Annotated in this window: 15 protein-coding genes; 9 read left to right on the top strand and 6 right to left on the bottom strand. The window is 62.3% G+C overall.

Annotated features, from left to right (window positions below; genetic code table 11):
• Positions 1-3: 3 nt before the first annotated feature.
• Entirely contained in the window at positions 4-873 is an 870-nt protein-coding gene (locus IGS61_RS06900) for an AAA family ATPase (RefSeq protein ID WP_219888207.1), read from the bottom strand.
• A gap of 233 nt (positions 874-1,106) precedes the next feature.
• Between IGS61_RS06900 and IGS61_RS06895 the strand changes: the two genes are divergently transcribed.
• Both IGS61_RS06895 and IGS61_RS06890 read left to right on the top strand, forming a co-directional pair.
• Entirely contained in the window at positions 1,107-1,436 is a 330-nt protein-coding gene (locus tag IGS61_RS06895) for a c-type cytochrome (protein ID WP_046684254.1), read from the top strand.
• A gap of 11 nt (positions 1,437-1,447) precedes the next feature.
• The gene (locus IGS61_RS06890) at positions 1,448-1,789 is read left to right on the top strand and encodes a c-type cytochrome (protein ID WP_230538914.1); all 342 of its coding nucleotides are present in this window, start codon (positions 1,448-1,450) and stop codon (positions 1,787-1,789) included.
• A gap of 140 nt (positions 1,790-1,929) precedes the next feature.
• On the opposite strand, the gene norR is transcribed toward IGS61_RS06890, so the two are convergent.
• Positions 1,930-3,489: a nitric oxide reductase transcriptional regulator NorR gene (gene norR, locus IGS61_RS06885; protein ID WP_230538913.1), complete on the bottom strand. Its 1,560-nt coding sequence runs from the start codon at positions 3,487-3,489 to the stop codon at positions 1,930-1,932.
• Positions 3,490-3,639: 150 nt separating this feature from the next.
• Here norR and nirK point away from each other — a divergent pair, with 150 nt between their 5' ends.
• From nirK to IGS61_RS06870, 3 genes are read left to right on the top strand one after another with little or no spacing between them, the layout of a single operon-like run.
• The gene (nirK, locus tag IGS61_RS06880; RefSeq protein WP_230538912.1) at positions 3,640-5,124 is read left to right on the top strand and encodes a copper-containing nitrite reductase; all 1,485 of its coding nucleotides are present in this window, start codon (positions 3,640-3,642) and stop codon (positions 5,122-5,124) included.
• A 30-nt stretch (positions 5,125-5,154) separates the two neighbouring features.
• Complete coding sequence (ytfE, locus tag IGS61_RS06875; RefSeq protein ID WP_230538911.1) at positions 5,155-5,832, top strand: iron-sulfur cluster repair protein YtfE; 678 nt, start codon at positions 5,155-5,157, stop codon at positions 5,830-5,832.
• A 14-nt stretch (positions 5,833-5,846) separates the two neighbouring features.
• Positions 5,847-8,117, top strand: coding sequence for a nitric-oxide reductase large subunit (locus tag IGS61_RS06870; RefSeq protein ID WP_230538910.1), 2,271 nt, complete (start codon positions 5,847-5,849; stop codon positions 8,115-8,117).
• Between the two features lie 5 nt (positions 8,118-8,122).
• On the opposite strand, the gene IGS61_RS06865 is transcribed toward IGS61_RS06870, so the two are convergent.
• On the bottom strand, positions 8,123-8,545 hold the full coding sequence (locus tag IGS61_RS06865; RefSeq protein WP_070218599.1) for a DUF1841 family protein: 423 nt from the start codon (positions 8,543-8,545) through the stop codon (positions 8,123-8,125).
• A gap of 178 nt (positions 8,546-8,723) precedes the next feature.
• On the opposite strand from IGS61_RS06865, the gene IGS61_RS06860 reads away from it, so the two are divergent.
• Both IGS61_RS06860 and mqo read left to right on the top strand, forming a co-directional pair.
• On the top strand, positions 8,724-8,996 hold the full coding sequence (locus IGS61_RS06860; RefSeq protein WP_230538909.1) for a hypothetical protein: 273 nt from the start codon (positions 8,724-8,726) through the stop codon (positions 8,994-8,996).
• Entirely contained in the window at positions 8,989-10,587 is a 1,599-nt protein-coding gene (mqo, locus tag IGS61_RS06855; protein WP_230538908.1) for a malate dehydrogenase (quinone), read from the top strand. The genes IGS61_RS06860 and mqo overlap by 8 nt, the downstream gene beginning before the upstream one ends.
• A gap of 100 nt (positions 10,588-10,687) precedes the next feature.
• On the opposite strand, the gene IGS61_RS06850 is transcribed toward mqo, so the two are convergent.
• Positions 10,688-11,320, bottom strand: coding sequence for an RNA pyrophosphohydrolase (locus IGS61_RS06850; RefSeq protein WP_076566319.1), 633 nt, complete (start codon positions 11,318-11,320; stop codon positions 10,688-10,690).
• A gap of 204 nt (positions 11,321-11,524) precedes the next feature.
• Between IGS61_RS06850 and IGS61_RS06845 the strand changes: the two genes are divergently transcribed.
• Positions 11,525-13,264 (top strand): proline--tRNA ligase, encoded by a 1,740-nt coding sequence (locus tag IGS61_RS06845; protein WP_230538907.1) that lies wholly within the window; start codon positions 11,525-11,527, stop codon positions 13,262-13,264.
• The gene (locus IGS61_RS06840) at positions 13,261-13,878 is read left to right on the top strand and encodes a lytic transglycosylase domain-containing protein (protein WP_230538906.1); all 618 of its coding nucleotides are present in this window, start codon (positions 13,261-13,263) and stop codon (positions 13,876-13,878) included. Before IGS61_RS06845 ends, IGS61_RS06840 begins: the two co-directional genes overlap by 4 nt.
• A 142-nt stretch (positions 13,879-14,020) precedes the next feature.
• Here IGS61_RS06840 and IGS61_RS06835 read toward each other — a convergent pair whose 3' ends face one another.
• Together IGS61_RS06835 and ffh are read right to left on the bottom strand one after the other, a co-directional pair.
• Positions 14,021-14,416, bottom strand: coding sequence for an SWIB/MDM2 domain-containing protein (locus IGS61_RS06835; protein ID WP_230538905.1), 396 nt, complete (start codon positions 14,414-14,416; stop codon positions 14,021-14,023).
• 436 nt (positions 14,417-14,852) lie between these two features.
• Entirely contained in the window at positions 14,853-16,220 is a 1,368-nt protein-coding gene (gene ffh, locus IGS61_RS06830; RefSeq protein WP_034746567.1) for a signal recognition particle protein, read from the bottom strand.
• Positions 16,221-16,283 lie beyond the last annotated feature (63 nt).

The raw sequence follows: 16,283 nt of genomic DNA, 5'->3' as shown, positions 1-16,283 counted from the left end.
TCCTTAGCGGTTGGTGCGCGACATGAACATCAGGCGCTCGAACAGGTGCACGTCCTGCTCGTTTTTCAGCAGCGCGCCGTGCAGCGGCGGCACGACGGCTTTATTATCCTTGCTGCGTAGCGCCTCGGCAGGGATGTCTTCGGCCAGCAGGAGCTTGAGCCAGTCGAGAAATTCCGACGTCGACGGCTTTTTCTTCAGGCCCGGCACGTCGCGCACCTCATAGAAGGTTTGCAGCGCCTGCGCCAGCAATTCCTGTTTCAGGTGCGGGTAGTGGACGGCGACGATCTGCTCCATCGTGTCCTTGTCCGGGAATTTGATGTAATGGAAGAAGCAGCGGCGCAGGAAGGCATCCGGCAATTCCTTTTCGTTGTTCGAGGTGATGATGACCAGCGGACGATGGCGCGCCGTGACCATTTCGCGCGTTTCGTAGACATAGAATTCCATGCGGTCCAGTTCGCGCAGCAGGTCGTTCGGGAATTCGATGTCGGCCTTGTCGATTTCATCGATCAGGAGCACCACCGGCTCGGGTGCCGTGAATGCCTGCCACAGCACGCCCTTGACGATGTAGTTCTGGATGTCGCGCACGCGCTCGTCGCCCAGCTGCGAATCGCGCAGGCGCGACACGGCGTCGTATTCGTACAGGCCCTGCTGCGCCTTGGTGGTCGATTTGATATGCCATTGCATCAGCGGCATGTTCAGCGCGGCGGCCACTTCCTCTGCCAGCATGGTCTTGCCCGTGCCGGGCTCACCCTTGATCAGCAGCGGGCGTTGCAGGGTCAGCGCCGCATTCACGGCCAGTTTCAGGTCGGCGGTGGCGACATAGCTGTCGGAACCTTCGAAGCGTTGGCCTTGCTGGGGGTGCTGTGCTTGCATGAGCGGTCTGCCAAAGTAGGGAAATGGTGAGTATAAACAGAACTGTGGCGCAGCGTCACGCGGACGGCCTGTGCCTGCCTGCCTACAATGCGGGTTTTATAGGTGGACTTGCAAGAATATCTTGGCTAGAATCGGCAAGCAGCAGATTAATTGTCAACCTTAATTGTCAACACATAAAATCAATAAAAACCAGCTCTGGCGTTTCTCCGATTACCTTTGTTCACATTGCCACTATGAAAAAAATATTTGCACTTCTCGTGCTTGCCGGCATAGCAAATGCCGTCACAGCGGCTGACATTGTAGGAAACGCCAAGGCAGCCCCTGCCAAGGTGGAAATGTGTATCGGCTGCCACGGCATCCCCGGTTACAAGGCGACCTTCCCCGAAGTGTTCCAGGTGCCGATGATCGGCGGCCAGCCGGCAAAATATATCGAGAATGCGCTGCAAGCCTACAAGAAGGGCGACCGCAAGCACCCCAGCATGAAGGGCATCGCCAGCAGCCTGTCTGACCAGGATATCGCCGATGTCGCCGCGTATTATGCGCAACAAGCCAAGCCGAACTGAGGACCAGCCAGATGACAAAATTACTCGCCGCCCTCGTTTGCGCCACCGTCTCGTTTTCCGCCAGCGCCGCCGGCAATATCAACACGGGCAAGGCCCTGGCCGAAAAATACAGCTGCGCCACCTGCCACGGCAAGGATTACGGTTCGCCCATCGACCCGTCCTACCCGAAGCTGGCGGGCCAGCACAGGGATTACCTGGAACACGCCTTGACGGCGTATAAACGGGGCGACAAGGCCAACGGCCGCAACAACGCCATCATGACGGGCCAGGTGAAACCGCTGAGCAACCAGGACATCAAGGATCTGGCCGCTTACCTGCACAGCCTGCCGACCACACTTGTGACCCACCGCTGAGTTTTAGCGCCGGATTGATTGGTTGTTCTGACACCTGACAAAACCGTAGCGAGCGGAAGGGAGAGGCGGCCGAGACGCGGAACTGTGCTGAAGCACAGTGAGCATCGCAGGTTGCCTATACCGACGCGCAGTAGGTTTGGTTAGGTGTTCTTCAGTCCGACCCGGCGCGCCAGCTTGTGCAAATTGCTGGCGTCGAGTCCCAGTTGCCGCGCCGCGGCGGCCCAGTTATCCTGATGTAACGCCAGCGCTTGCCGGATGGCCTGGCGCTGGCTCGCTTCGACGATCTGATGCATCGATAGCAGCGGCGCCGCCGGCGTGCCGCACGCGGCCGGCGCCGGCAGCAGCGCGTCCGTACTGGCCGGCGCTTCCAGCGCATCGAGGTCGAGCATATCCGTTTCCAGGGTCACGATGTCCTTGCGGTCCGCGCCGCGGATCACGGCTTTCAGCGCGGCCCGGCTGATCACATGTTCCAGTTCGCGCACATTGCCCGGCCAGCGGTAGTGGCACAAGGCGTTTTCCGCCGCGGCGGACAGGCGCAGGCTGCGCAGGCCCAGGCGCGCGCGGTTCAGTTCCAGGAAACCGCCGGCCAGCAGCAGCACGTCATTGCCTCGCTCGCGCAGGGGCGGAATCGGCACGGGATACACGGATAAACGGTGGTACAGATCGGCACGGAACGAGCCGTCGCGCACATGTTCGCGCAGGCTGCGGTTGGTGGCGGCGATCACGCGCACGTTGACCCGGCGGGGCCGGTCCGCGCCCAGGCGCTGGATTTCGCCATTTTGCAAGGTGCGCAGCAGCTTGGCCTGTATCGACAGCGGCAATTCCCCCACTTCATCGAGAAACAGGGTGCCCCCTTCGGCCGCCTCGAAACGGCCGGGCCGGTCGCTGACGGCGCCGGAAAACGCGCCGCGCACATGGCCGAACAATTCGCTCTCGGCCAGCGATTCCGGCAAGGCCGCGCAATTGACGTGGATCAATGGCTTGCCGGCGCGACGCGATAGCCGATGCAGGCGGTGCGCGCACAATTCCTTGCCCACGCCCGTCTCTCCCAGCAGCAGCACGGGCAGCTCGGAATCGGCGACCACCTGCAATTCGTGCAGCAAGTGCGTGATGGCGCTGCTCTGGCCGACGAAATCGTGTTCCTCGCGCGGCGCCTGCGCATCGGCCAGCATGGCGCCGCCCGACAGGCGCAGGGCGCGGATTTCCGTCTCCAGACGCGTGACGCGCACGGCCGCCTCGATGGCGCAGGCCAGCTCGCCCAGGTCGCGCTGCGCCTGCCCGTCGAAGGTGCCCACCCGCAGCGCGTCGAGCGTGATCACGCCCCAGCGTTCGCCTTCCAGGTCCAGCGCCATGCCCATGCAGTCGTGCACGGGCAGCGGTTCGCCGGCCCGCTCGGCGATCAGGCCGTCGTAGGGATCGGGCAGGGAGCTGTCGTGATGGAAGCACAGCACGCCGCGCCGCTGCAGGATGGCGGCCAGGCGCGGATGGTCGGCGACGGCGAAGCGGCGTCCCAGCGCGTCGCTGGCCAGGCCGGCCATCGCCACGGGGCGCAGGTGCTCGCCATCGAGCTTGAGCAAGGCCACGGCCTCGCAGCCGAAGTGCGCGCGCAGGCTGCCGACCAGGCGCTGCAGGCGCACGGCCACGGGCAGGTCGGCGACCAGGTCGGTGAGCAGCAGCAGGTGGATGGCGGTGGTGGTCATAAGTACCATGCAGGGTACAACGGACCACGCTTGAAAAGGGTCATACCGACCCTGCATTTTTCAAATCATTGATTTAAAACAAGTTTTTCCTGGCACACGGTTTGCCTAGGTAAGGGTGCCAAACCGGCATACAAGACCAAGGAAAGCCTGATGAAAACGACTCCCTCCCTCCGCGCCATTGCCGCCGCCGTCTGTGTCCTGGCCATGCCCCTGTCCGTGCAAGCCCAGGCGAGCCTGCCGGCCAGCGCCGCCGCCACTGCGGCCAAAGCCGCGCCTGCGACGCTCAAGCGCTATGAGCTGCAAACCAATATCGTCGACGGCAAGATGGTCTTCATCGACGCCAAGGGCCAGGTCAACCCCGTGCTGGCGGCCAAGGTGGGCGACACGGTCGAACTGGTGCTGAAAAGCGGCGAAGGCGCCGAGCACGACCTGCTGATCCCGGAACTCAACGTGGCCTCCGCCAAATTCAGCGCCAACAGCGGCAGCACCACCGTGCGCTTCAAGGTCACGCGCGCCGGCACGTTCACCTATTACTGCTCGATTCCCGGCCACCGCCAGATCGGCATGGAAGGCAAGCTGGAAGTCGCCGGCACTTCGCTGGCTGAAGCCGGGGCACCGAAGGCCGCCGGCGCCGGCAGCGCAGCGGGCGAATCGAGCCAGGCCGCCGCGCTGGCCCTGTACACGCCCGCGCCGTCGCCGATGCGCGGCCCCGATCCATCGGCCGTCAGCGTGGCCGCCAATCCGGCGCAGGTGCCTTCCGCCATCGGTGCGCGCGCGCCGCAAACCCTGAAATACCGCATGGAGACGGTGGAACTGCCTGGCAAGCTCGATGACGGCACCAGTTTTACCTACTGGACCTTCAACCGGCAAGTACCGGGCCCGATGCTGCGCGCCAAGGTGGGCGACACGGTGGAACTGACCCTGTTCAACGCCAGGGACAGCAAGATGATCCATTCGATCGACCTGCACGCGGTGACGGGCGGCCATGGCGGCGGACAGCACACGCAGGTGGCGCCGGGGCAGGAAAAGACGGTCACCTTCAAGGCGCTCAATCCGGGCCTGTTCGTTTACCACTGCGCCACGCCGCTGGTGCCGCAGCATATCGCGGCCGGCATGTACGGCATGATCCTGGTCGAACCGGAAGGCGGCCTGTCGAAAGTGGACCGCGAGTATTACGTGATGCAGGGCGAGATGTATACGGGCCGTCCGCACGGCGCCCCCGTGCATCAGGAACCGAACCTGGAAAAAATGGCCAATGAACTGCCCGACTACTACGTCTTCAATGGCGAAGTGGGCGCCCTGAGCAAGACGCACAAATTGCAGGCGAAAGTCGGCGAGACCGTACGCATCTATTTCGGCGTGGGCGGCCCGAACAAGATTTCGTCGTTCCACATCATCGGCGAGATCTTCGACAAGGTGTACAGCGAAGGCTCGATCAGCAGCCCGAAAAACGACGTGCAAACCACGCTGGTGGCGCCGGGCGGCGCGACCATCGTCGAACTCAAGGTACAGCACCCTGGCAGCTATCTGCTGGTCGACCATGCGCTGTCGCGCGCCGGCAAGGGCGCTGTGGGCGTGCTGGAAGTGACTGGCGAAGCCGTGCCCGGCGTCTACCACGCGGGCGCCGTCCAATAAAACAACCCCCCCATTCATCAAGGAACTGCTATGGAAATGATCGAACAATCCCTGGGCCAGCTGGCCCGCCGCATCCCTGGCGCCACGCGCCTGTTCGATGCGCACCGCCTGGATTTCTGCTGCGGTGGCAACAAGACCCTGCGCGCCGCCGCCGAAGCGGCCGGCGTGGACACGGCGCCCATCGTCAAGGAACTGGAAGTGCTGGCCGGACGGATTGACGCCAGCGGCGCGCGTGACTGGCAGGACGCCCCGGCCACCGAGCTGGTGGAACACATCCTGGCGCGCTACCACGCCGTGCACCGCGAGCAGCTGCCCGAGCTGATACGCCTGGCGCGCAAGGTCGAGCAGGTGCATGGCGACCGCGCCGACTGTCCGCACGGGCTGGCGGAACACCTGTCGGCCATGGCGCAGGAACTGGAAAGCCATATGCGCAAGGAGGAAGACGTGCTGTTCCCCATGATCGTGCGCGGCCAGGGTCCACGCGCCGGCGCGCCCATCAACGTGATGCGCATGGAGCACGACGACCATGGTGTGGCCTTGCGCGCGATGGAGGCGATGACGAACGATATCACCGCACCTGGCGGCGCCTGCACCACCTGGCGCGCGCTGTACACGGGCTTGCGCACCTTCCGCGAAGACCTGATGGCGCACATCCATACTGAAAACAATATCCTGTTCGAGCGCTTCGCGCCGGCCGTGGTGCACTGACAAAGGAAAGACCCATGGGTCCCTACAAAAAACTCTGGTTCACCCTGATCGGTGTGCTGATCGTGACGTTTTCGCTGCTCGGCTATTACGGCACGGAAGTGTATCGCCAGGCGCCGCCGATTCCCGCGCAAGTGCTGGCGCAGGATGGCAGGCAGCTGTTCGACCGCGAGGGCATCCTCGACGGCCAGACGGCCTGGCAATCCGTGGGCGGCATGCAGCTGGGCTCCATCTGGGGCCACGGCGCCTACCAGGCGCCCGACTGGACGGCCGACTGGCTGCACCGCGAATTGACGGCCTGGCTGGAACTGGCAGCGCAAGAGCAGCATGGCAAGGCGTACGCGGCGCTCGACGGCCCCGCGCAGGCGGCGCTGCGCGAAGCGCTCAAGCAGGAATACCGCGGCAATCGGGTCGATGAGGCGCAAGTGCTGCGCCTGTCGGCGCGCCGCGTGCAAGCCATCGCCAGCACGGCGTACTATTACGACCAGCTGTTCTCGGACGCGCCTGCGCTGCACGCCAGCCGGGAGCATTTCGCCATGAAGGAAAACACCCTGCCCAGCGCCGCGCGGCGCGCGCAGATGACGCAGTTCTTCTTCTGGACGGCGTGGGCCGCCGCCACCGAGCGCCCTGGCCAGAAAGTGACCTATACGAACAACTGGCCGCACGAACCGCTGATCGGCAACCAGCCCAGCGGCGAAAACCTGGTCTGGTCGGTCGCTAGCGTGGTGGTGCTGCTGGCCGGCGTGGGCTTCCTCGTCTGGGGCTGGGCCTTCTTGCGCGACCATGACGAAGCGCTGCCGGCCGCCGGTCCGCGCGACCCGCTCACCACTTTCGCGCTGACGCCTTCGCAGCGGGGACTGGGCAAATACCTGTTCCTGGTGGTAGCGCTGTTCATCTTCCAGGTCTTCATCGGCGGCTTCACGGCGCACTACACGGTGGAAGGGCAGCAGTTCTACGGCATCGACGTGTCGCGCTGGTTCCCGTATGCGCTCACGCGCACCTGGCATATCCAGGCGGCGCTGTTCTGGATCGCCACGGGCTTCCTGGCCGCCGGCCTGTTCCTCGCCCCACTGATCAATGGCGGCAAGGACCCGAAGTGGCAGCGCCTCGGCGTCGACGTGCTGTTCTGGGCGCTGGTCGCGGTCGTCGTCGGCTCATTTATCGGCAATTACCTTGCGATTGCACAAGTCATGCCGCCCGAATGGAATTTCTGGCTCGGTCATCAGGGTTATGAATATGTGGACCTGGGACGTTTGTGGCAAATCGGCAAATTCATCGGCATCCTGCTGTGGCTCGTGCTGATGCTGCGCGGCGTTGTGCCCGCCCTGCGCCAGCCGGGGGGCGACAAGAACCTGCTGGCGCTGCTGACCGCGTCCGTGGGGGCCATCGGGCTGTTCTATGGCGCCGGCCTGTTCTACGGCGAACGCACGCATTTATCGGTGATGGAGTACTGGCGCTGGTGGGTGGTGCACCTGTGGGTGGAGGGCTTCTTTGAAGTCTTCGCCACCACGGCGCTGGCCTTCATCTTCTCGACCCTGGGTCTGGTATCGGTGCGCATGGCCACGACGGCCAGCCTGGCGTCGGCCTCGCTGTTCATGCTGGGCGGGATTCCCGGCACGTTTCACCACCTGTACTTTGCCGGCACCACCACGCCCGTGATGGCCATTGGCGCGAGCTTCAGCGCGCTGGAAGTGGTGCCGCTGATCGTGCTGGGGCATGAAGCGTGGGAAAACTGGCGCCTGAAGGAACGCGCGCCGTGGATGGAAAACCTGCGCTGGCCCCTGATGTGCTTTGTCGCCGTCGCCTTCTGGAACATGCTGGGCGCGGGCGTGCTGGGCTTCATGATCAATCCGCCCGTGGCCTTGTACTACATCCAGGGCCTGAACACGACTCCCGTGCATGCGCATGCGGCGCTGTTCGGCGTGTACGGCTTCCTGGCGCTGGGCTTTACCTTGCTGGTGCTGCGCTATCTGCGGCCCGACTACGGCTTCAGCCCTGCCTTGATGAAGACGGCGTTCTGGGGCTTGAACGGGGGGCTGGCGCTGATGATCTTTACCAGCCTGTTGCCGATTGGCATCATCCAGTTCCACGCCAGCGTGACGGAAGGCCTGTGGTATGCGCGCAGCGAAGGCTTCATGCAGCAGCCTTTGTTGCAGAACCTGCGCTGGATACGCACCTTCGGCGACGTGGTCTTCATCGTCGGCGCCGTCGCCATGGCATTGCAGGTGGTGCTGGGATTGATGGGCAAGGCGCCGAAGGCAGCAGTACTGCAGCCTTCAGCGGTGTAGCCCGGTTAACGCCTGCGGACGCAGTCGATATACGCGTCCGTATCGGGCGGCAAGCCCGAGCGCTGTGAAGCCCAGATCATCTGGCCCAGGCATTCCATCACTTCGTGCTGGGCCGCATGGGCCGAATCGAGGCGCTGGGTCAGTTGCTGGACGGCCGGGCGGATGCCGCGCGGCTGGTCCACCTGTACCTGCTCCGTGATCGACAGATGCATGGACAGGTGCAGGAAGGGATTGGCCTGGCCCCCTTCGACGGAGTAATCGCGCGCCAGCGCCGCTTCGACATCGGAGAGCTCGTTTTCATACTCGGGGTGTTCGAGGATCCAGTCGAGCGCGATGGCTTCCATCGGCGTGAGGATTTCATGGGCGCGGTGCTTGCGCAAGGTGTCGCAAAAGAAGCGGCGCACGTCGTCGGAAGAGGGGTTGAACATGGCTGAAGGACTATGGCTAAAGGGCAGCCGGCATTGTACCGCGTACATCAAGCAAGGGCATCGAGGATGCCCTTTTTGCCGTCTGGCGGCCGCGGGCATGACCCGAAAGTCACCGCAATTTAATACCCTGCAGTAAGTATTATCCACTACCGCCACGGCCCGGCGGCAGCAAATAACGGTGATAAAATCGCCGCTCTTGATATTTGCACTGGACACGATGGCGATTTTGTTGCCATTCCGTGCTTCCATTGCCCGCACCTTTGCCACCAGATCTCGCTCCTGGCTTATCCCGGAGCGCGGCAGCATGCCTATCACCATCGACCTTGACCTGTCCGGCCGCCCTGGCGTTCCGGCTGGCTGGCTGTTTTTCATTCAACACAGCGATGGTGCCGCCACGGTGGCGCGCAAGAATCATCCTTCAGTATCCAAAAATGGAGTTACGAATGCGTAAATCGCTATTACTTTTGATGTCGTGCCTGATCCTGGCGGCATGTAACAAGACCCCTCCGGCCTCGTCCGAAAAACCGGTCGACGTGCTGCTGATCGGCGCCGGAACCATGAGCGCCACCCTGGGCAGCATGCTCAAGGAACTCGATCCCTCGCTGACGATGGAAATGGTCGAGCGCCTCGATTCCGTGGCGGCCGAAAGCTCGGACGCGATGAACAATGCAGGCACGGGCCACTCGGCGTTTGCCGAACTGAACTACACACCGGAAGCGGCCGATGGCAGCATCGAGACCAAGAAAGCCGTTGCCATCAACGAGCAATTCGAAATTTCCAAGCAATTCTGGGCTTATCAGGTAGCTAATAAGCATCTGGGCGCGCCGCAGACCTTCATCAACAACGTGCCGCACATGGCCTTTGTGTGGGGTGACGACAATATTGCCTTTTTGAAGAAGCGTTATGCTGCGCTGCAAAAGGAAAACTTGTTCAAAGGCATGCTGTTCTCGGAAGACCAGGCGCAGATCGAGCAATGGGCGCCGCTGGTCATGCAAGGCCGCGACAAGGGCCAGAAAGTGGCCGCGACGCGCATGGAAATCGGTACCGACGTCAATTTCGGCAACCTCACGCGCGGCCTCGTGAAATACCTGACGGACAGCCACGGCATGGTCCTGCACCTGCGCCACCAGGTGGAAGACATCCAGCGCGGCGCCGACGGCGTATGGAACGTGACGGTGAAAGACCTGGCTGCCGGCAAGGAAAAAACCATGCGCGCCAAGTTCGTCTTCATCGGCGCCGGCGGCGGTTCGCTGCCGCTGCTGGAAAAATCGGGCATTCCTGAAGCCAAGGGCTACGGCGGCGTGCCGGTGGGCGGTCAATGGCTGGTGACGACCAACCCGGAACTGGTGGCGGCGCATGCGGCCAAGGTCTACGGCAAGGCGTCCGTCGGTTCGCCGCCGATGTCCGTGCCGCATCTGGACACGCGCATCATCGATGGCAAGAAAGCCCTGCTGTTTGGTCCGTTTGCCACCTTCTCGACGAAGTTCCTGAAAAACGGCTCGTGGATCGACTTGCCTGCCTCGATCGGCACGGGCAATGTGAAACCGATGCTGCAAGCCGGTTACGACAATATTCCACTGACGAAATACCTGGTGGAACAGGTCATGAACACGCCGGAAGACCGCTTGAAGACCCTGCGCGAATACTTGCCGAACGCCAAGATGGAAGACTGGACCCTGCAAAACGCCGGCCAGCGCGTGCAGATCGTCAAGGATGACCCCGTCAAAGGCGGCTTGCTGCAGTTCGGCACGGAAGTCGTCGGCGCCGCCGATGGCAGCATCGTTGCCTTGCTGGGTGCCTCGCCAGGCGCCTCGACCGCGCCGCCGATCATGATCAAGGTGCTGCAAACGGCATTCAAGAGCCGTCTGGCCACGCCGGAATGGCAAGCGAAGATGGTGGAAATGGTGCCGTCGTACGGTCAAAAGCTGAACAATGACCCGGCCCTGGCCAACAAGATCCGCCACTACAGCAGCAATATCCTGGGCTTGAAGGCGATTACGCTCGACGTGCCAAGCGCTGCGCCAGCGCCGGCAGCAAACTAAGTCAGCCTGACCGGCAGGGGAGTTTCTTGCCGGCATGAAAAAAGGGGCAGCCTGTTCAGGCTGCCCCTTTTGCGTGGGAGCGTGCGTTCATTGCGGCGGACTACCCCTTGCCCGGCAAGATCAGCTCCGGCGTACACCCTTCGGCGGCAATGCCGTCGCAAGGCTTGGCCAGTGCCGCACCGTCCTGTGCCCGTGGCGCATGGGGCTGGCGCAGGTAGCGCGACGTGTGGCGGTGCGCTTGCTGTGCGTTGCCATGCACGGGCCAGGTCAGGAAGCGGGACAGCTCCTGCAAGGCGCGCTGGTACACATCGCGTTTAAATTCAATGACGACATCGAGCGGGACCCAGTATTCATGCCAGCGCCAGGCGTCGAACTCGGGATGGTCGGTCAGGCGCAGATTGACGTCGTTGTCGCGCGCGCACATTCTCAGCAGAAACCAAATCTGCTTCTGGCCACGGTAATGGCCGCGAATCTCGCGCTTGATGAAGTGGTCTGGCACTTCATAGCGCAGCCAGTCGCGGGTGCGGCCGACAATTTTGACGTGTTCCTGTCTGAGTCCGATTTCCTCTTCAAGTTCGCGAAACATGGCTTGTTCCGGTGTTTCGCCATATTTGATACCGCCTTGCGGAAACTGCCATGAGTGCTCGCGCACCCGCTTGCCCCACCACACCTCGTTCTGGGCGTTTAGCAGGATGATGCCGACGTTGGGCCGAAACCCTTCACGGTCGAGCATAATGCACCTCAAACTTTCTGCGACAGTGCGTCCTTTTTTACATAATTACCCACAACTTCGCAAGCCGGTGACCTTTTCGGGGTGCGAAAAGCGCCGGAATCGCACCAATTGAGCGCATTTGTGTAAAGTATGGACGCATCAGCCAGCTAATCCTTTAAAATTAGGTTGATTATAACCCTCTCTTTTTAAAAAGAATTCACCGTTATGCGCGCCTCCCGTTTTTTTATTTCCACACTTAAAGATGCACCTTCTGACGCGGAAATCGTCAGCCACCAATTGATGATGCGTGCAGGCATGATCAAACGCCTCGGTTCCGGCATCTATACCTACATGCCGATGGGCTTGCGCGTGATCCGCAAGGTGGAAGCCATCATCCGTGACGAGATGAACAAAGCCGCCGCCATCGAACTGCTGATGCCGCTCGTGCAGCCGGCCGAGCTGTGGCAGGAAACGGGCCGCTGGACCAAGATGGGCGACGAACTGATGCGCGTGAAAGACCGCCACGGCCGCGAATACGCGATCCAGCCCACGTCGGAAGAAGTCATCACGGACGTCGTGCGCACGGAAATCAAGTCCTACCGCCAGCTGCCGTTGAACTTTTATCACATCCAGACCAAGTTCCGCGACGAGCGCCGCCCCCGCTTCGGCCTGATGCGCGGCCGCGAATTCACCATGAAGGACGCGTATTCGTTCGACCGCGACCTGGCCGGCATGCAGGCGTCGTACAAGGTCATGTTTGACGCCTACACGCGTATCTTCACGCGTTTCGGCCTGAAATTCCGTTCCGTGGCTGCCGACAACGGCGCCATCGGCGGCTCCGGTTCGCATGAATTCCACGTCATCGCCCACACGGGCGAAGACGCACTCGTGTACTGCCCGACCTCCGACTACGCCGCCAACATGGAAGCGGCCGAAGCGCTGCCGCCAGCGGGCGAGCGCCCGGCCGCCAGCCAGGCGCTGACCAAAACGGCCACGCCGGACACCGTCAAGTGCGAAACCGTGGCCGCCTTGCTGGGCATCGAGCTGTCGCGCACCGTGAAAACCATCGCCCTGACGGTGGAAACGACGGGCAAGGACGACAAAGTCACGAAACAGCACTTCATGCTGCTGCTGCGCGGCGACCATGAATTGAACGAGATCAAGGTGGGCAAGGTTGCCGGCCTGGCCGGTCACCGTTTCTCGACGGAAGCGGAAATCCTGGAAGTCTACGGCACCATTCCTGGCTACCTGGGCCCGATCGGCACCAAAGCGCCCGTCACCGTGGTGGCGGACCGCACGGTCGCCCACATGAGCGACTTCGTCTGCGGCGCGAATGACGCCGGTTTCCACTACACGGGCGCCAACTGGGGCCGTGACGTGGCCGAGCCTGCCATCGTGGCCGACTTGCGCAATGTCGTCGCCGGCGACGCTTCGCCGGACGGCCAGGGCGCGCTGGCCATCGAGCGCGGCATCGAAGTGGGCCACGTGTTCCAGCTGGGTACGGCGTACTCGGAAAGCATGAAAGCCACCTTCCTCGACGAAAACGGCAAGCCTGCGCCACTGCAGATGGGCTGCTACGGTATCGGCGTGACGCGCATCCTGGGCGCCGCCATCGAACAGAACTTCGACGACAAGGGCATCATCTGGCCTGCGTCGATCGCACCGTTCGAAGTCGTGCTGTGCCCGATGGGCATGGACCGCAGCGAACTGGTCAAGGAAGAGACGGAGAAGCTGTACGCGGCCCTGCAAGGCGCTGGCGTGGACGTCATCGTCGACGACCGCGGCCTGCGCCCAGGCGCGATGTTTGCTGACTGGGAACTGATTGGCGTGCCGCACCGCATCGTCATCGGCGAGCGTGGCCTGAAAGAAGGCAAGCTGGAATACCAGGGCCGCCGCGATGCGGAAGCCACTGGCGTTGCGCCGGACGAGATCATCGCCTTCATCCAGGGCCAAATGGCGCAGTGAAGCGCCTATCGGTAAGCAAGGCGGCTGGCGCGCTCGCGCTGGCCGCTGGCCTGGCCTGCGTCTCTCCGGCGCAGGCCGGCAACCAGAAAGAGGAGGCGCTGGCCGACTCCGTCCGCCTGGCCCTGTCGCATGCGATCCGCGACGAGCGTCCGCCGCAGCCCAAATTTGCCACACCCGCCGACTTGCAGCGCTACCAGCAATGGCTGGCGCAGATGTCGCAGCGCCTGCAGCGCAAGCTGCCGGACGCCCAGTTGCGCACGGAATTCCTGGAAACCGTCTGGTACGAAGCGCGCCGCGCGGGCCTGGAACCGGCCCTGGTGCTGGGCCTGATCCAGGTGGAGTCGGCCTACCGCAAATATGCCGTTTCTCTGGCCGGCGCGCGCGGCTACATGCAGGTGATGCCGTTCTGGACGGGCGTCATCGGCGACAGCGACCGCAGCAAGCTGTTCCACATGCAGACGAATCTGCGCTACGGTTGCGCGATTTTGCGCATGTACCTGGATATGGAGAAGGGCGATTTGTACCTGGCGCTGGGGCGCTACAACGGCAGCCGGGGCAAGGCCGAGTATCCGAACGCGGTAAGGGCGGCTTGGAAGCAGTGGGAGTTCAGATGAAGGCTGGGGTCAGACCCGAAGGGGGAGTGCGCCCCAGTGGGGCGAATTCCGATCCCGGCAGGGACTGATCCCAAAAAAATGCCCCGCTCGCAGTCATGCGGCGGGGCACTCACACGGCGTAAAACGCCCTGTGCGTATCTGATTATTTCAAATGATCGGAGATCAGTTTCGTCATTTCAAACATGGAGACTTGGGCTTTGCCGCCGAAAACTGCTTTCAGCTTGTCGTCCGCATTGATCATGCGGCGGTTGGCCGGATCTTGCAGATCGAGTTTTTTGATGTAATCCCATACCTTTTTGGTCACTTCCGTGCGCGGCAGTGGTGCTACGCCAACAACGGCGGCCAGATCTTTCGATGGCGTCATTGCTTTCATGAATGCTGCGTTTGGCTTGCGTGGTGTTGCCGGTGCTGCCGCTTTCTTCGCCGCTGCTGGTTTAGCTGCTGCTTTGGCTGCGGGTGCTGCTTTCTTGGCGGCTGCAGGCTTGGCTGCTGCTGCTTTGGCTGGCGCTGCTACTGGGGTTTTTTTGGCTGTTGCCATCTTCGAGCCTCCTTAACAAACACATGGGAAATTGCGCAATTAATCGCACGGCTAATATTGGTGTGGATTTACCTTGTATGCAAGTGTTTTTCACGTTTTCACGAGGAAAAAGCAGGGAAATGGCAATGCTGTCGCCCGGGCGCACCGCTTGGGAGCGCAGAACGGCGTTTTTGCCCGTAAATGGCATGGTTGCTGGCTATGCGGGGAGGGGCGCTGCGGAGGGAGGGAAGAGTGATGCCGGACACATGAAAATGCAATCCGGCATTATTTTATAACGGTGTTTCTTGACTTGAACTACGCCTCACGCGGCGTAAAAAAGGCCTTCAAAATCACAGCGAGCGGGGATGATTTGTGGCCGAGAAGCGCAAGCGCACTCTGGTGCGCTGAGCATCGCCGGCCGCAAGGCGCCCCGCGCAGCGGATTTTGAAGCCTTCCACTACCTCATCCCAGGCATCATGCCCTTCATGGAACGCATCATCTTCATCATGCCGCCGCCCGACAATTTCTTCATCATCGTCTGCATTTGCTCGAATTGCGTCAGCATGCGGTTCACTTCCTGCACCTGCACGCCGGCGCCGGCGGCGATGCGGCGCTTGCGCGTGGCCTTGATCAGTTCAGGTTTGGCGCGTTCCTGCGGCGTCATCGAGTCGATGATGCCGCACATGCGGCGCACCTGTTTATCGGCTTGATCCATGTTCTTGCCGCCTGCCGCCTGCTGGAACTGGGCTGGCAGCTTGTCCATCAGGTTGGCCATTCCGCCCATTTTCTTCATTTGCCCCAGTTGCGCCTTGAAGTCGTTCATGTCGAACTTGCCGCCCACCTTGATCTTTTGCGCCAGGTCGGCTGCCGCCTTGCTGTCGACGCCCTTGCGCGCCTCTTCCACCAGCGCCAGGATGTCGCCCATGCCCAGGATGCGGTTGGCCATGCGGGTCGGGTCGAACGCTTCCAGGCCGTCGAGTTTTTCCGATACGCCGGCAAACTTGATCGGCTTGCCCGTGATGTGGCGCACGGACAGGGCCGCACCGCCGCGCGCGTCGCCATCGAGCTTGGTCAGCACGATACCGGTCAGCGGCAGCGCATCGTTGAAGGCCTTGGCCGTGTTGATGGCGTCCTGGCCCAGCATGGCGTCGACGACAAACAGGGTTTCGATCGGCTTCACGGCGCCGTGGACGGCGGCAATTTCGCGCATCATCTCTTCGTCGATACCGAGACGGCCCGCCGTATCGATGATCAGCACGTCGTGGTAATGCTTTTTCGCCCAGTCCAGCGCGGCCAGGGCGATATCGACCGGCTTGTCCGTGCTGGTGGACGGGAAGAAGTCGGCGCCTACCTGCGCGGTGACCGATTGCAGCTGGGCGATCGCGGCAGGGCGGTACACGTCGGCCGAGACGGTCAGCACTTTCTTCTTCTTTTCTTCCTTCAGGTACTTCGCCAGCTTGCCGACGGTGGTGGTTTTACCCACACCCTGCAGACCGGCCATCAGGATGATGGCGGGCGGCTGCTGCGCAAAGCTGATCTGCGACGCTTCCGGTCCCAGGTCGGCGCCCATCAGGGCGGCCAGCTCGCGCTGCACCACGCCCACCAGGGCCTGTCCTGGCGTCAGCGAGGAAATGACATCCTCGCCCATGGCTTTTTCTTTGACTTTGGCGATGAATTCGCGCACGGCGGGCAGGGCGACGTCGGCTTCGAGCAGCGCCAGGCGCACTTCGCGCAGCATGTCGGCGGTGTTCGCTTCGGTCAGGCGCGCCTCGCCGCGCATGGTCTTGACGACTTTGGCAAGCCGTTGGGTGAGATTATCTAGCATGATGAACCTGCAATGAAAAGCTTGGGAGTGGGCGGCGAAAGCCGGACGATGGCCGTCATTTTA

Source organism: Janthinobacterium sp. FW305-129 (genome assembly GCF_020858115.1).
Classification (GTDB): domain Bacteria; phylum Pseudomonadota; class Gammaproteobacteria; order Burkholderiales; family Burkholderiaceae_D; genus Janthinobacterium.
This window is presented reverse-complemented; position numbering and strand designations above follow the sequence as displayed.

Bases quoted from the DNA above. Each gene is read 5' to 3' on its own strand.
- IGS61_RS06900 (WP_219888207.1), bottom strand. From the start codon at position 873: ATGCAAGCACAGCACCCCCAGCAAGGCCAACGCTTCGAAGGTTCCGAC.
- IGS61_RS06895 (WP_046684254.1), top strand. From the start codon at position 1,107: ATGAAAAAAATATTTGCACTTCTCGTGCTTGCCGGCATAGCAAATGCC.
- IGS61_RS06890 (WP_230538914.1), top strand. From the start codon at position 1,448: ATGACAAAATTACTCGCCGCCCTCGTTTGCGCCACCGTCTCGTTTTCC.
- norR (WP_230538913.1), bottom strand. From the start codon at position 3,489: ATGACCACCACCGCCATCCACCTGCTGCTGCTCACCGACCTGGTCGCC.
- nirK (WP_230538912.1), top strand. From the start codon at position 3,640: ATGAAAACGACTCCCTCCCTCCGCGCCATTGCCGCCGCCGTCTGTGTC.
- ytfE (WP_230538911.1), top strand. From the start codon at position 5,155: ATGGAAATGATCGAACAATCCCTGGGCCAGCTGGCCCGCCGCATCCCT.
- IGS61_RS06870 (WP_230538910.1), top strand. From the start codon at position 5,847: ATGGGTCCCTACAAAAAACTCTGGTTCACCCTGATCGGTGTGCTGATC.
- IGS61_RS06865 (WP_070218599.1), bottom strand. From the start codon at position 8,545: ATGTTCAACCCCTCTTCCGACGACGTGCGCCGCTTCTTTTGCGACACC.
- mqo (WP_230538908.1), top strand. From the start codon at position 8,989: ATGCGTAAATCGCTATTACTTTTGATGTCGTGCCTGATCCTGGCGGCA.
- IGS61_RS06850 (WP_076566319.1), bottom strand. From the start codon at position 11,320: ATGCTCGACCGTGAAGGGTTTCGGCCCAACGTCGGCATCATCCTGCTA.
- IGS61_RS06845 (WP_230538907.1), top strand. From the start codon at position 11,525: ATGCGCGCCTCCCGTTTTTTTATTTCCACACTTAAAGATGCACCTTCT.
- IGS61_RS06835 (WP_230538905.1), bottom strand. From the start codon at position 14,416: ATGGCAACAGCCAAAAAAACCCCAGTAGCAGCGCCAGCCAAAGCAGCA.
- ffh (WP_034746567.1), bottom strand. From the start codon at position 16,220: ATGCTAGATAATCTCACCCAACGGCTTGCCAAAGTCGTCAAGACCATG.